Annotated in this window: 15 protein-coding genes; 12 read left to right on the top strand and 3 right to left on the bottom strand. The window is 37.7% G+C overall.

Features of this window, described 5'->3' with window-relative positions:
* Window positions 1-38: 38 nt before the first annotated feature.
* From QE357_RS00825 to QE357_RS00815, 3 genes are all read left to right on the top strand, one after another.
* Window positions 39-548 carry an HAD-IIIA family hydrolase gene (locus QE357_RS00825; protein ID WP_106636397.1) on the top strand — a complete coding sequence of 170 codons (510 nt, stop codon included), beginning with the start codon at window positions 39-41 and terminating at the stop codon, window positions 546-548.
* 91 nt (window positions 549-639) lie between these two features.
* Window positions 640-1,731 (top strand): glycine cleavage system aminomethyltransferase GcvT, encoded by a 1,092-nt coding sequence (gene gcvT / locus QE357_RS00820; protein WP_106636396.1) that lies wholly within the window; start codon window positions 640-642, stop codon window positions 1,729-1,731.
* 367 nt (window positions 1,732-2,098) lie between these two features.
* A complete protein-coding gene (locus QE357_RS00815) occupies window positions 2,099-3,001 on the top strand; it encodes a CHC2 zinc finger domain-containing protein (RefSeq protein WP_309705037.1) in 903 nt (300 codons plus the stop codon).
* Between the two features lie 224 nt (window positions 3,002-3,225).
* Here the strand turns inward: QE357_RS00815 and QE357_RS00810 are convergent, their stop codons facing one another.
* Window positions 3,226-3,654, bottom strand: a complete 429-nt coding sequence (locus QE357_RS00810) for a DUF6924 domain-containing protein (RefSeq protein WP_309705035.1) — start codon at window positions 3,652-3,654, stop codon at window positions 3,226-3,228.
* Between the two features lie 244 nt (window positions 3,655-3,898).
* Between QE357_RS00810 and QE357_RS00805 the strand changes: the two genes are divergently transcribed.
* The 5 genes from QE357_RS00805 (at window position 3,899) to QE357_RS00785 (ending at window position 9,512) form a co-directional block, all read left to right on the top strand.
* Complete coding sequence (locus QE357_RS00805) at window positions 3,899-4,207, top strand: hypothetical protein (protein WP_309705033.1); 309 nt, start codon at window positions 3,899-3,901, stop codon at window positions 4,205-4,207.
* 236 nt (window positions 4,208-4,443) lie between these two features.
* Window positions 4,444-5,022, top strand: coding sequence for a hypothetical protein (locus QE357_RS00800; protein ID WP_309705031.1), 579 nt, complete (start codon window positions 4,444-4,446; stop codon window positions 5,020-5,022).
* A 7-nt stretch (window positions 5,023-5,029) separates the two neighbouring features.
* A complete protein-coding gene (locus QE357_RS00795; protein ID WP_309705029.1) occupies window positions 5,030-5,356 on the top strand; it encodes a hypothetical protein in 327 nt (108 codons plus the stop codon).
* Between the two features lie 262 nt (window positions 5,357-5,618).
* The gene (locus tag QE357_RS00790) at window positions 5,619-8,018 is read left to right on the top strand and encodes an ATP-binding protein (protein WP_309705026.1); all 2,400 of its coding nucleotides are present in this window, start codon (window positions 5,619-5,621) and stop codon (window positions 8,016-8,018) included.
* 60 nt (window positions 8,019-8,078) lie between these two features.
* On the top strand, window positions 8,079-9,512 hold the full coding sequence (locus QE357_RS00785; protein ID WP_309705024.1) for a hypothetical protein: 1,434 nt from the start codon (window positions 8,079-8,081) through the stop codon (window positions 9,510-9,512).
* Here the strand turns inward: QE357_RS00785 and QE357_RS00780 are convergent.
* Entirely contained in the window at window positions 9,484-10,521 is a 1,038-nt protein-coding gene (locus QE357_RS00780; RefSeq protein WP_309705022.1) for a hypothetical protein, read from the bottom strand. The genes QE357_RS00785 and QE357_RS00780 overlap by 29 nt on opposite strands.
* 32 nt (window positions 10,522-10,553) lie before the next feature.
* The gene (locus QE357_RS00775) at window positions 10,554-11,297 is read right to left on the bottom strand and encodes a helix-turn-helix transcriptional regulator (protein ID WP_309705020.1); all 744 of its coding nucleotides are present in this window, start codon (window positions 11,295-11,297) and stop codon (window positions 10,554-10,556) included.
* Between the two features lie 127 nt (window positions 11,298-11,424).
* On the opposite strand from QE357_RS00775, the gene QE357_RS00770 reads away from it, so the two are divergent.
* The 4 genes from QE357_RS00770 (at window position 11,425) to QE357_RS00755 (ending at window position 13,532) form a co-directional block, all read left to right on the top strand.
* Window positions 11,425-11,658, top strand: coding sequence for a hypothetical protein (locus QE357_RS00770; RefSeq protein ID WP_309705018.1), 234 nt, complete (start codon window positions 11,425-11,427; stop codon window positions 11,656-11,658).
* Window positions 11,659-11,830: 172 nt separating this feature from the next.
* Complete coding sequence (locus QE357_RS00765) at window positions 11,831-12,223, top strand: hypothetical protein (protein ID WP_309705016.1); 393 nt, start codon at window positions 11,831-11,833, stop codon at window positions 12,221-12,223.
* Window positions 12,223-12,696, top strand: a complete 474-nt coding sequence (locus tag QE357_RS00760) for a hypothetical protein (RefSeq protein ID WP_309705014.1) — start codon at window positions 12,223-12,225, stop codon at window positions 12,694-12,696. Before QE357_RS00765 ends, QE357_RS00760 begins: the two co-directional genes overlap by 1 nt.
* Window positions 12,684-13,532, top strand: a complete 849-nt coding sequence (locus QE357_RS00755) for a tyrosine-type recombinase/integrase (RefSeq protein WP_309705012.1) — start codon at window positions 12,684-12,686, stop codon at window positions 13,530-13,532. The genes QE357_RS00760 and QE357_RS00755 overlap by 13 nt, the downstream gene beginning before the upstream one ends.
* Window positions 13,533-13,625: the final 93 nt, after the last annotated feature.

Genomic DNA, 13,625 nt, shown 5'->3' with positions numbered 1-13,625 from the left:
TGTGGCCTCATCACTAGAACCTACAAGCAAGGAACCTTATGAACAAATGCATTTTTCTGGACCGGGACGGTGTATTAAATCAAGATAGTCCGGGGTATTTATATTGCACGGATGATCTGATCATTACCGACGAGACAGTGCAAGCCTTACGGCTTTTGAAGGAGGCTGGCTACATGCTCATTGTGATTACTAATCAGGCAGGAATTGCCAAAGGGTTATATAAAAAAGAGGATGTGGTGAAATGCCACGAATTCTTGCAGGAAAAGTGCGGTAATGTCATAGACGATTTGTATTTCTGTCCTCATCACCCCGATTTTGATACGAATTCTTTGTTACGCAAGCCCGATTCACTAATGATCGAAAAGGCGATGGCTAAGCACCGGATCGATCCGACTCAATCCTGGATGATTGGCGATCAGGAGCGAGACGTGCAGGCGGGCAAAAAAGCGGGCGTTCGTACCATTCGCATCGCCAGCCCTGGTACTCAGTCTAAAGCCGAAGCTTTACGGACCAATCTATGGGAAGCCTCTGCCTTGTTGGTAGGTTAATTGGATTCCTTTTTGAGTAAGAACGCATTTACTGGTGGGAAAGCTTATTTTTCCACTATTTTTGCTGTTCCTACAATAGATCCTTTTGTACATGTCAGATTCACTTCGTCAAGTTCAGTTACACGACGTACACGTAGCTCTGGGAGCAAAAATTGTTCCTTTTGCTGGCTTTGAAATGCCCGTTTCTTATACCGGATTAATCCAGGAACACCACGCCGTTCGTAACTCGGTGGGTATTTTTGATGTTTCTCACATGGGAGAATTCCGCGTGAAGGGCGAAAAAGCTCTTGAGTTTTTACAAAGCGTCACGACGAATGATGTAGCGGCTCTGTACGACGGAAAAGTGCAGTATTCCTGTCTGACCAACGAAATGGGTGGTATCGTGGACGATTTGCTGATTTACCGTCGCAGCGAAAACGATTACTTTGTGGTAGTTAATGCTTCCAACATTGAGAAAGACTGGAATTGGTTACAGAAATTCATCATTGAAGGCGTTGAGCTGGAAAACGTATCAGACGACTATTCACTTTTTGCCGTTCAGGGACCTAAAGGTGTAGCGACTATGCAAAAGCTAACCGACCTGAATCTGGAAGAAATGCCTTACTATTCTTTCAAGGAAGGAACCGTGGCTGGTTTTGACGATATTCTGATTGCTACAACGGGTTATACCGGAGCGGGTGGAATGGAAGTATACGTACCCAATCATCAGGCCAAAGCCATGTGGGACGCGATCATGGAAGCCGGAGCGGAGTTTAACATCGTTCCCGTAGGCCTGGGTGCTCGTGATACCTTACGTACCGAAATGGGTTATTGCTTATACGGTAATGACATTGACGATACGACATCGCCCATTGAAGCAGGCTTAGGCTGGATTACAAAATTCAATAAAGAATTCACGTACAGTGATTTCCACAAAAAGCTGAAAGAAAACGGCGTTACCCGTAAGCTGGTTGGTTTTGAAATGATTGACCGTGGCATTCCCCGTCAGCATTATGAAATCATGACGGCTGCGGGACAAATCATCGGTGAAGTAACTTCTGGAACGCAGTCACCCAGTTTGAACAAAGGTATCGGTATGGGTTATGTTCAGGCAGAATACAGCAAAGTAGGTTCCGAGATTTACATTAACATTCGTAACAAGTACCTGAAAGCGGTAGTAGTGAAACTGCCTTTTCTGAAATAACAGATCTTACCATAAAAAAGCGGCTACCGATCTTAAAATCAGTAGCCGCTTTTTTATGGTAAGATCTATAAATACAAACCGACAATGGTATTAAAGATAAAGGCCTGACTAGTGAATAGTCAGGCCTTTATTGTGGTCTCGTTAGGCCTCGAACTCTCCCTTCAATATGTTCATAATCAGGCCATAACTAGCCGATTTTCTTCTAATTCAGTAAATAAGGTTTCTCAATTTCTAAAGTATCATCTCTCTTTATTCTTCGTAAAAGTCTTTTTATTGGCTTTTACTTACTACCAGCATAGAGGTTACCAACTATTGCAGGTTACCAGTTTCATTTTTGTTCAAACCTTAAGCCGCTAAAAGAAAGAAGATGCAAACTTTATCAACAGACTTAATTGAGCGGGCCAAAAGTGTTTCTATACCTCAATACCTGCAACAAAAGGGCATCTTACCTGCCAAGCAAATAGGGAATGAGTTGCTTTACTGTTCGCCGATCCGGCAGGAGTCGACACCTTCCTTTTTTGTAAACCTCACTAAAAACGTATTTGCTGATTTTGGTGGAGAAGGAGAGAAGGGGGATGTAATCCGGTTGTGTCAGCTCCTGGAACGAATCAGCTTCAGAAAGGCGGTTGAGCAGCTTCTAAGCTTTGAGAATAGCCCTTTTACCCTTGCTTTTTCTTTTAGCGGCCTAAAGGTTAATAGAGAAAGTCAACTCGAAGTACTGTGTGCAATCCCCCTGCAACATCCGGTGTTGATCCGGTACGTAGAAAGCCGGGGAATTCCTTTGGGCTTAGCTAATCAGTATGTGCAGGAAGTTCATTATCAAAGGGAAGGGAAACGATACTTCGCTCTCGGGTTCGCTAATGATCTGGGAGGCTACGCTCTTCGCAATGGGGCGGGTTTTAAATTTCAGACCAAACCTGCGGGATTTACCACATTCGAAGGTAGTCTGAAAGGGAAAGTATGCGTATTCGAAGGCTTTTTCGATTTCCTTTCGGCTCTGGCTTACTATGATCTGGATAGTCCCCGCTATCCTACCATCGTATTAAATTCTACTTCGCATCTGCGAGCGGCTTTGCCGGTGCTTCAGGAGTGGAAATGTACGCAGCTCAATTGCTTCCTTGATAATGACAACGAAGGGCACCGGGCACTGACTCGTTTTGAAGAAATGGGCTTCTCCATAGTTGACGGTTCCTTTCTTTATCAGGGATATAAAGACTTCAACGAATTACTAACGGCTCGTCCTAATAGCCGATATATTCCTTTGATCTAGCGTTATGCAGCAGCCCCGTTTCCTCATTACTACCGAAGAGATCCAGCTTGTATTACGGTGTGGGCGTACATCAGCTTTTGAGGTTAGCCGCCTGATTAAAATACTCTATCCTGCTTCCGCTCATCTACATGGAAAGGTACGCCTCAGAGACTTTTGTAACTATCACGATTTTCCTGAAAATGATATACAGGAATTCCTGAGAACGTTAAGCTCCTAAAATGAAATTAGGAATACCAGCCTGTTGCTCGAAAAATGCCATCAATGTCTGTCTTGTCAATAAATTCCTCAAAGAGCATATTAGCAGTAAATAGATTACTTTCTAATATGTATAGTTCCTTAGGAATGAAACGCAATGTTTCTCCGAATGTAAATTCACTCAGAGATAGGCAAATAAATGGGTGTTCAGGGTGTTGAATAGTCAAGCTATCTAAGATAAACATGAAATTATGAGCGTAATCTTTAGGTATTAATTTTAGAAGATCTTGCGGGGTGAAACCTTCAAAGGATTGATCATTCAAAACTTCCACATATGGAGTGTATTCATCCTCTTGATTACCTTTTAGTGCTTCCTCATAGAGCATATTGACTAAATCATTATTAGAAAAGTCAGTACGTAATATGAGAGGGAACTCTGTTTCGGGGATTGTAGCCATACGAATAATAAAAGATAGGAGCAGTATAAATCAAGAAGTTCAAATATAAGACGCTTCATTTTTAAGGTAATGCACAGAACTGTGTCGTAAACGTTCAGAAGCGTACGAAACCGTTCAAAGGCGTACAGCCAAAAGCTACAATTTGCAGGCGTTTACTGCATGGTATTACAAACGTGTGACAAAGCGAACGTCTGTAACACCATCAGTAAACGCTCATTTTTATCCAACCCCTTATAAAAAAGACATGATACGTTTTCCACGGCAGCAGCCAAACCTAAAGTTCGTTTCCGGGCTACCGTTTTCCTCTATTCAAATACCTTCCGTTACGGATGATTCTGCTTCGGCAGCCCCTCCCATACCCTTACCTTTTACCAAAGCTTCACCCAAAGCTACAGCTCTCAAAAAGGAAATTACGCCTATCATTCGTCAGGCTCTGAAAGTAACCATGCCGCTTTTACCCTGCCTGCTGGGCAGCCCCGGTTTCTTTCTGGCTGGTTTGATGGTCGGTTATACGCTGAGCAGCGAAAATCAGGATGAAGCCTTTCATCGGTAAACTCCGGCTATAATCCGGGAATGTCCGACTGTGTAACACATCGTCATACCGTGTCATACGATGTCATACATTCCCGGCATTTACCGGGGCAGGCAAAATCACCATTGAAAAGCCCTTTTATCCGGGAAAATACCGAGGAATACCCGGTAAATCCCGGTTTGTGAGACACTGTTTACAGCCTCGGTAAACACCGATAAACAGAAAAACCTCATTCATCATACGATGTCTTACAACGTGTGACAAAAACTAATAATCCCGGTGTTTGCCGGAAAATTCCGATCAAAATGAGTCAGGCCCTTACTACTACCGTTAGCGTCCGGGTGAGCCCGGAGCGTAAGTCAAACCTATTGAAAGAAGCTCAGGCTTTAGGTACTTCGTTATCCGAGCTGATTTTAGCCCGGCTGGATGATTATACGAATGTCACGGAAAGAGTGGCCGTGCTGGAAGAGAACCTGCATAATCTTCAGTGGCAAAGCGGACAGGAGAAAACAACCTTCCAGCAGGCTCTGGAAAAAGCTCAGGAGCTGGCGGGCCAGAATCTGGATAAAGTCAGACAGGAGGCGGCTCATCGAGCCATTGAAGAGTATAAAGTTCAAATAGGTACTCAGAAGTTGAGCAGTGAATCTGATTTGGTGCAGCAGCTCAAAGCCCGTTTAGCTCAATATGAATCAGCAGAGCTACAAACCTTATTCTCCCAGGTGAAAGGCCATCAAATGGATTTGATGATGGATGGTCGTATACATGAAATTACCGTTCAGGATATGCCTGAAGTGGTGATCGGATTAATACAGGCGTTTCATACACAACTTAGCTAACCAGATCATGGCAAAGATTCAATTTATTCCCCGCAGTAACTCTTTTGGGTACTATTCCATTCCTAAACAGGATGATGACGACAGGAGCGGAAATGGCTGGTTGCTTGTAATAGGCTTTCTGCTGCTACTGTACGGCATCTGGGCCTATCTAAAGCTTAGTGAAACGAAAGAAGAAACGCTGGTAGCGAAAGAACCAATTTTATCAACATTACCTGAACTGCCCTTGATGATCGAAACAAAATCAGGTAGTACGGAGCAGCTAAAACCAGAAAACGAGTCTACCTCAATTCCGAACCCCAAATCTTCTGATGAAAACGACACAATTAACAATTGAACTGGAATTTCAGATTGGACAACCTGTATGGTTAAAGACTGATCCAGAGCAACAGGAAAGAATGGTAACGGCAATCATTCTAATTCCCAAGAACATTATGTATCGAGTGACAACGGCAGGGGATGAGAGCGAGCACTATGGATTTGAAATAATCACAAAAATAGAATGCTGAAGTTATGAAAAAATCAAGATAAATATTTTGCATTTCTAATAGAAACATGCATTTTAAAGCAAAAATGGCTTTGATAATATGTTAGATGTTATGCAATCATTGAGAGGCAACTCAATTTTTAAAGAATTAAAGGCTAAGTGTGATGCCATAGGGGATACTAACGTTATACCGTTGGTAGAAGAAGTAGTGTCTTCTTCAATTGATAGAATGAAAACCGTAGTAATATACATGAGGCAGTATACTCTTCATGATGAAGTTCATTTATCAAGGGTTTTAGATATAATGGGTAAACTTTTAGGAGAAGAAAACATAAACAAATTATCCATACCTGAATTAATGCTATTAATACTTACAGCATATTATCATGATATTGGTATGGCTCCAGAGGTTGAAGAAGTTAATACTTGGTATAAGTTTTGGGATTCAGAAAAATTAAATATAAGAGAAGATTTAATTGAAAGTTATAAAGATTTTGACATATTCTGTTTGTCAAACCCTTTAATATTAGATCAAATAAATAGAAGTATTTCGATAGGAAATCAAAGTAAAGCTGACGCTTTAAAATTATATTTAATTTCAGAATATATAAGAATAACTCACGCCGATAGAGCAAAAAGTATTATAAAAAATGAATGGAATGAAAGAATAAAATATAAAAGCCTTGATTTGTCTGTAATGTTAGCAAGACTATGTGTAAGTCATAATGAGCATGCTCTTGACTTATTAAGCATGGATAAGCATTTTATATGTGAGCAAAATACGTTTATTAGTTTTCCTTTAATAGGGTTATTGTTGCGACTTTCAGATATACTAGATTTTGATTCTAAACGTACACCAAATACTTTATTTAATCAGTTATATATAGAAAATGATACTTCAAAAGCAGAATGGAATAAACATCGATCTATACAGTCATGGACTATTTCTCCTGACTTAATTAGATACAATGCTAGTTGCGAATCCCCTGCTATAGAATATACTATTCATCAGTTTTGTAATATAATTGATGAAGAGTTGAGTCACGGAAATCATATATTAAGTATTCTAAATAACGATCAAGAGTTTGCTAAAAGACAATTGGAAATAAAAATAGAATTTAAAGTTGATAGAAGAGCAATTGGAGCCAAAAAGGATTTTGATGGTAATGCTAAGTATATATATAGGGAAACTAAGTTTGAGTTAAACAAGAGACAAGTTATTGATTTATTGATGGGTACTCAGCTTTATGGTAATCCATCTGTAGCTATAAGAGAGTTACTTCAGAATTCAATAGACACATGTTTATTAAGAAAAAGTCTTGAAGATAAATGGGGTGAAGGATATTTACCTAAAATTATAGTAAGATTTAAAGCTCATGGTCATGAAAAGTATATAGAAGTTGAAGATAATGGTATGGGAATGGATCAAGAAATTATAGATAAATTCTATTCAAAAGTTGGAACTTCCTACTATAAATCAACAGATTTTTTTGAACTAAGAGCTAAGTCTAAGTTATCATTTGTTCCTACTTCTAGATTTGGCATTGGTATTCTGTCTGTATTTATGATAGCAGATAATTTCAACGTGCAAACTAAAAGGGTACTAGGACCCTATGCTTCAAGTGATTCATTATCAGTAACTGTTGAAGGTCAAGATAGCATTTTTTGGATAACTAAAGGTACCAGAGATAAGCCTGGAACAAACACTATAATAAGGTTGAGAGAAGATAATAATCCAGTTTGGCATATGCGAGATATTGATTTTATAAATTATATTAAATATGAAATCCCTTATCCCCCAGTTCCCATAATTGTTGAGACAGATAGTGAAGTTAAAACTATAAGTAGCGATATTATCAATAGTGATTATTTAGAAAATATTATGAGCCAAAATCATACGTGGAACTATAATGAAAATGTGAATTGTATGAATATCGACCTAGAAGATCCGGAACTAGGCATAACGGGTAAACTAATGGTTGCTTTTTTACAATTGTTTGATACTCCAGTTATTGATATCCATATTCCTGTAAAAAATATCGTTATTGATAGTACTACATACGGGTTATATAGAAATTTAAAACCTAATATGAATATGATTTATGAAGAATCTTCAAGTCTATTTATAGATGCAAATAGTAATGTTAGTCTATCAAATACAGTAAATTATTTATTTATGTCAAGATGCAGTATCTCTTTACATGGAATTAATGTACCTATAAATCCTTTCCCGGAAAGTTGGAATAGCCAACATATGCAAGCCTTTCTAAATTGGCCTATTTCAGTTTTGGGAAGTATTAATGTTAATTCTAAATTCAAACTTAATTTGAACTCTTCTCTTACTCAATTTACTTTAGATGAAGTCTGGAATAATTTCGATTACAATTTTGCTCTATTAGTACTTAATAAGATGAAAGAAGTATTAGGTGATGAGTATTGGGACAAGCTAAAACATATTTTATTATTTAATTCTAATAGTAATAATTTCTCAAATGCTGTAAATAATATTTGATTTTAGATTTATAAAACATGATTTTATAACTAAACTAACCTATTTTAAATATTAATAACTATGGTAAGAGTATATCTCGATAGCAATGTTTATAGGAAAATTAAACAGAATACTAATTCAAATAATTTAAAAAGTAAGCTTATAGATAATGATGATTCTTTACTTTTTCTATATTCTCATGCACACATAAAAGATTTGCATCAGGACAAAACTGAGAAAAAATTCGAAGATCTTGATTTTATGTGTCAAATAGTCAAAGATAACTATTTGATGTATAATGATGATACCGAAAATTTTGTTCCATTTATAGTAAATCCACGTGAAGCTTATGAAGCAGATACAACTGAAAACATTTTTAACTTAGATTGGCTTGCATCGAATATAGACAGTGTGCCATCTTGGATGGCATTATATCCAGAATACAAAGAGTTTTCTAGTGTACTTAAAGATATCTTAGATACTAAGATAAACTTTGACATAGACATTAGCTCATTACCTGATGAAGTTGTCGAAAATTTGTCTCGTATTATGCCAATAAATATTGGTGATATTTCAATAAAATCTTGGATACAAAACTATTGGGATAAAACAAATAGTATATTCAATGATCCAGATATATATCGAAAATTAAGAAGATCATTGCATTCATATTTAGGAGTTGACAAGTTTGTTATAGATTATAATTCGTTTGATTTTGATGATGATTTGAAAAACAGTCCTCTTAAAATGAAGTTTAAAGAATATGTAGATAGCTTTTTTGATAATAATAGCTTAAAGAAAACAGAATTTAATTACCATGTATATGCATATTTATCCCTAGATATTTTAGGGATTAGTAAAGAAAAAGGTAGATCTGTTAAATATACTAATTTATTTAACGATGCATTACATTCAGCTTATGGAGGTTACACTGATATCGTAGTGTCAGAGGATGAAGGTTTTTTAAAAAAATCTTCTATATTGTATAAGTTGCTAAATGTTTCGACTCAAGTCATCCACATTGATGATTTAGAAAAGAATATAGATTCATTTTTTTCTAAAAACTACAGTTCTGACTATTTCATTAATTCCATATTTAATAATGTTAAATATGGAATTGTACTTCATACAAGAAATTCATTAGCATATAATAGAATAACTTATATAATTAAATCAAATTATAAATACTTTAATTTCTTTAATTATGTAAATCATATAATAGAGGACAATAATGAATATATATTACTTAGGCGTATAAGTAAAAATTATTCACATTTTACATCGTTTAAAGAATACGAAAATTTGACAAATTATTTAATTAAAATGTTTGGAGTTGATGATAATCTTAATAATGAATTTGAAGAATTTGACTTAGAATGCATAAGACTAAAAAAATGGAATGGACGTATATGGAATTATAAGAATTATGATATAAAGTTAGAGATTAATGAAGGTATTGAAGATATTTGTCTAAGTATAGGGCCAATCAAAAATATAAGTGATCTGCTGCTTTAAGAAGATTCAAGTAGTATATAAACCCAATTTGCTCCCAAGCTTCGTATGGGAGGAATGCAGGCCGTTGTTCTTGTATATAGGAAATAAAGTCTTCACTATAGTTGTTAGGAATAACCTCTTCAAAAAATAAAGCTATTCCGTCATTTTTAAATTCTTGTCCATTTTGCCTGTATGGATTATCAAAAGCTAAATTGAAGGATTTTTTTAAAGAAAAAGAATCACATATATAATTTGTTGATTGTTCATTTTTATGTCTATAATATATATTAGTTAATACAACTATATCCGTTTTGTCATATTCTTCTATAGGTAATATATTGCTTTTTTTATTACTAAAAAAACCTTCATTTCCATATAAGTAGTTTATCCATAGATGCACGTCTCTATCGGTGTTGCAATTTACGAATAGAATATTTACATCATTATGAGTACTGTTATTACTGAATTTCTCTTGAGCTGACAATAAATAGTCTTTTAGTTTATTATCTAATCTTTTAAAGTTTTGGTATTGAGGAATATTAGCATCGTTTGCAACATTTCTTACGCCTTCCATGACATGTTCGGCTAGTTTTCTATGTTCTTCAGGTAATCTACCTAAGCTGAAGAACTGAGGATTTCCTTCTATACGTTGCTCTCTGTAGTCAGGCGTTTTAACTTCTATATTATATTTTACGCCTTTATGTGTAAATGAACACTCTACGTTTTTATCGGACCCTTGATTTAATTTTGGTTCATAAATAAAATTTTCATTAAATAAATTAGCGAAATAAGATACTATTGTACTCTCGCAAGCAAGTTGTAAGTACTCATGCTCATTGTATCTGGAAGATGATAGTTGTAATTTATTTGTTAATAGGTCACTTACTTTCGATTGAGTTAGATTGTTTATCAATGGTAATATATTATCTATGAAACTTTTATGATAGTCTTTATTTTGAGTTGTACTTTTTTTTAATAGATGTTCTTCCTTTGCATCATCTATAATTTGCAATAGCTGTTCTTGAGTCATATTGATTGATTATCTATTATTGTTGTTGACAATTATAATCTATTTTTATTTTGCTCAGCCAAATACTTATAATAAACAAACCAATCATCAAACCCTTTCTCCTTAGCTTCTCTATTAAGTTCATCCCATTCTTCGGCAGAAGCAAAACCTAGTTTCAAGGCATTCTCTGTATTTTGTGCGTAATAGTATTTATCTAAAGCATCGTAGAAAGGTTTGAAGTATTCGTCTTTTTCTATAAGCCCTGTATCAAGAAGCTCCCTTACGTAATACTTAGATACTACTTCTTCTAACACTTCCTGCTTTGTCTCTTCGGAACAATCTAATTTAATATTGTAACCGCTTTTTAGTTTTCCGTCATCATCTACATCATGTACTTTAGTTTCAATGCGATTAGGATGCTTTACCAGCGTATTTAAATATATGCTCTCTATCACATCCGCTATAGCTTCAACAGCCTGCACATATTTATCCTTATACGTATCCAACAATTCGCCTCTTTCCTTCAACCACTGATTAAGCCGCTGGTTTTCTTCGGCTAGTTTCGCTACTTCTCCCTGATCAGTAGAACCCTTAGGTGTTTCACCATAAGTCAATAACTCAATATAGCTCATACCTAGGGCTGTAGCTATCTTCTCCACTTGCTCGATACTCAGCTTTTCTCCTCGCTTCTCAAGTCTGTGATACGCTGGGGGATCAATTTCTAATCTTTTAGCTAATTCCGACTGCGACACCCTCTGTGATTCCCTCGCCGCTCTTATTTTATCAGAAAGTGACATGCTTTTCTATTTTTATACAATGTTATTAACAATTCGAATAATAATTTTTATCGAAAATGTTAATCAGTATTTGTTCATTTGAATAATCTTATTGTATTTTTGCACAAAATGATTAACAAATTTGTATATGGCATCTGTAGTTTCGGCTATTCGAACGGATAAGCCGCCAATCCAAAAAGCTTTTGAAGCTTTTCAAACTCGTAAAGGAGTTTCTGTTAAGCTTGATGATCGCTTTCACCGCCAATTAGGCATTGCTCAATTACGTTTCTGGAAACTTCGTACCGGGCGGGCACAGCCCCGCCCCAATGAGCTGAAGGCTCTCAGTACATTTCTGGAATGTGATATCAGGGATTTAATCTAATCCGGTTTCTGCGGGGTCGAGACCGTAGTTACTTAACCATCAAACAATTATGAACGAAAGACAATTGGAGCAACCTACTCACTTGCAAAGCATTCTTTAATCAGGTATCAAAAAAATCCCCCGGAGGTAGTCGAGACCAGCCGGGGGAATAATTGTTAAAAACTCAACAATTATGAACACTTCAAAAGTAAACAACAACGGAGACGATTTCAAGTCATTCAGCACGAATGAGACCTATGTAACAAATTTTAACGATTTGACACCAGAGGCCATCTTTCAAAAATGTGAGCGAGCGTCGGCTTTGGTAGGTCAGGTCATTAATGGCTGCTCTTACGAAACCGCAGCACAGATTTCCGCTCTGTTCAGAGAGAATATGCTGCTGAATCGCAAGATGGAAGAAGTTAGAAAGCAGCTCTGCATGATCTCTGGTGTTCATGAAAATGACTGGCTACGGTTTCTGCAAGGATTGGACTGGATGAAAATACAAGGAATTCCTATTCCAGATCGGGTCAGCATTGCTACCAAAAACCTTGAGAATGAGTACTTAAATGATAAAACCGAGTAATGAAAAGGCCTTCCATAGAAAATGCAGCCCGAAAATTTGAAACCAAGCTTCAGCAGGCTCAGACATCGCTACCGAATAAGGATAAACGTCGAAAGATGGGCGTAAGCATTTCCGCTTATAACCGGGGCCAGAAGGGTAGCATTTACTTAAAGATTAGCTATCCCGATCAGGATACAGTGCAGTTATCAACCGGAATAGAAGTTGAAGCCGGGCAACTGATCCCGGATCGCTTCGAGGTAGACGGCGACCGCCTGAAAACCGAACGGCTCCGGCAGATCAGGGGCCAGATTGTAGCGATAGTAACCCGGCTTGAAGTAGCCGGATTGCCGATTGATCTGAAACAGGTTCGTAACGAAGTGAGTGGGAGAGACCGACCGCAGCCACCTACGCTCCTGGAAGCAATCGAACGGCATTATCAGGTGCGATATGCTCCCTTTGTGGAAGGTAAAACCAAGCATTCATGGCAAAAGTAATCCGACACAGTACCGACCGGGCCGTTCGAAAACGGCTCGGTAATTTAGTTGACTTTATCAACTGGAAGCAGCCTGATCTACGAGTGACCGAAGTAAAACCCAGTATCATTTACGATCTGGAGCATTACTTCGGAAAGATTCGGGCCTTTGCACCGGACGTAATGGCCCGGCACATCAAAGAGCTGCGGGCCGTTCTGCAATTATCCGTTCTGGACGGACATTTGGAACGTAATCCGCTGGAAACCTTCACCCATACCAGTACGCCCAAACCGAAAGAATACCTCACGCTGGCCGATCTGGAAAGGCTACGTACACTCAAAGGCCTCGATGACTCGGAACGTTTGGAACGAGACATTTTTCTTTTTCAGATCATTACAGGCCTGAGCCACATTGATCTGGCTAATCTGACCGAAAAACAGGTAAAGAAAACGCCCGATGGCCTGACTTATCTGGATATACGGCGGCAGAAATCAGGTGTGCAGGCTTTCCCAATTTTGGATGATGAATGCTTAGAGACGATTGAACGCTACCGGAATCATCCTAAAGTACGCCGAACCGGACGGCTGCTGCCCGTCAATGAAAACCAGCATCGAAACCGGGTACTGAAGTACTTAGCCCGGAGCATTGATTTAAGCTTTCCCTTAACTACAAAGACCGCCCGAGATAGCCACGCGGATTTGATGCTCAATGAATACGGGATTCCCCCGGACGTGGTGGCTGCCAGCTTGGGACATAGCAACAGCAAAACAACGCTGAGCCTGTATGCCCGGCTGAAGCCAGAAACCGTAGCAAGGGCCGTTTCTGAAGCTAAAGCAAAAAAGAAGAACAGTTCATAAAAAAAGCCTAGCGTGTGACGACGCTAAGCTTCAAATTCTTTTGTAAGGCTACCTACCTCTTAAGAATATCCAACCCATGTAAAAGTTTAATGG

The sequence above is a fragment of the Siphonobacter sp. SORGH_AS_0500 genome (assembly GCF_031453245.1).
GTDB lineage: Bacteria > Bacteroidota > Bacteroidia > Cytophagales > Spirosomataceae > Siphonobacter.
This window is presented reverse-complemented; position numbering and strand designations above follow the sequence as displayed.

What these genes read in the sequence shown, in the direction of transcription:
- QE357_RS00825 (WP_106636397.1), top strand. Translation starts at nt 39, where the DNA reads ATGAACAAATGCATTTTTCTGGACCGGGACGGTGTATTAAATCAAGAT.
- gcvT (WP_106636396.1), top strand. Translation starts at nt 640, where the DNA reads ATGTCAGATTCACTTCGTCAAGTTCAGTTACACGACGTACACGTAGCT.
- QE357_RS00815 (WP_309705037.1), top strand. Translation starts at nt 2,099, where the DNA reads ATGCAAACTTTATCAACAGACTTAATTGAGCGGGCCAAAAGTGTTTCT.
- QE357_RS00810 (WP_309705035.1), bottom strand. Translation starts at nt 3,654, where the DNA reads ATGGCTACAATCCCCGAAACAGAGTTCCCTCTCATATTACGTACTGAC.
- QE357_RS00805 (WP_309705033.1), top strand. Translation starts at nt 3,899, where the DNA reads ATGATACGTTTTCCACGGCAGCAGCCAAACCTAAAGTTCGTTTCCGGG.
- QE357_RS00795 (WP_309705029.1), top strand. Translation starts at nt 5,030, where the DNA reads ATGGCAAAGATTCAATTTATTCCCCGCAGTAACTCTTTTGGGTACTAT.
- QE357_RS00790 (WP_309705026.1), top strand. Translation starts at nt 5,619, where the DNA reads ATGCAATCATTGAGAGGCAACTCAATTTTTAAAGAATTAAAGGCTAAG.
- QE357_RS00785 (WP_309705024.1), top strand. Translation starts at nt 8,079, where the DNA reads ATGGTAAGAGTATATCTCGATAGCAATGTTTATAGGAAAATTAAACAG.
- QE357_RS00780 (WP_309705022.1), bottom strand. Translation starts at nt 10,521, where the DNA reads ATGACTCAAGAACAGCTATTGCAAATTATAGATGATGCAAAGGAAGAA.
- QE357_RS00775 (WP_309705020.1), bottom strand. Translation starts at nt 11,297, where the DNA reads ATGTCACTTTCTGATAAAATAAGAGCGGCGAGGGAATCACAGAGGGTG.
- QE357_RS00770 (WP_309705018.1), top strand. Translation starts at nt 11,425, where the DNA reads ATGGCATCTGTAGTTTCGGCTATTCGAACGGATAAGCCGCCAATCCAA.
- QE357_RS00765 (WP_309705016.1), top strand. Translation starts at nt 11,831, where the DNA reads ATGAACACTTCAAAAGTAAACAACAACGGAGACGATTTCAAGTCATTC.
- QE357_RS00760 (WP_309705014.1), top strand. Translation starts at nt 12,223, where the DNA reads ATGAAAAGGCCTTCCATAGAAAATGCAGCCCGAAAATTTGAAACCAAG.
- QE357_RS00755 (WP_309705012.1), top strand. Translation starts at nt 12,684, where the DNA reads ATGGCAAAAGTAATCCGACACAGTACCGACCGGGCCGTTCGAAAACGG.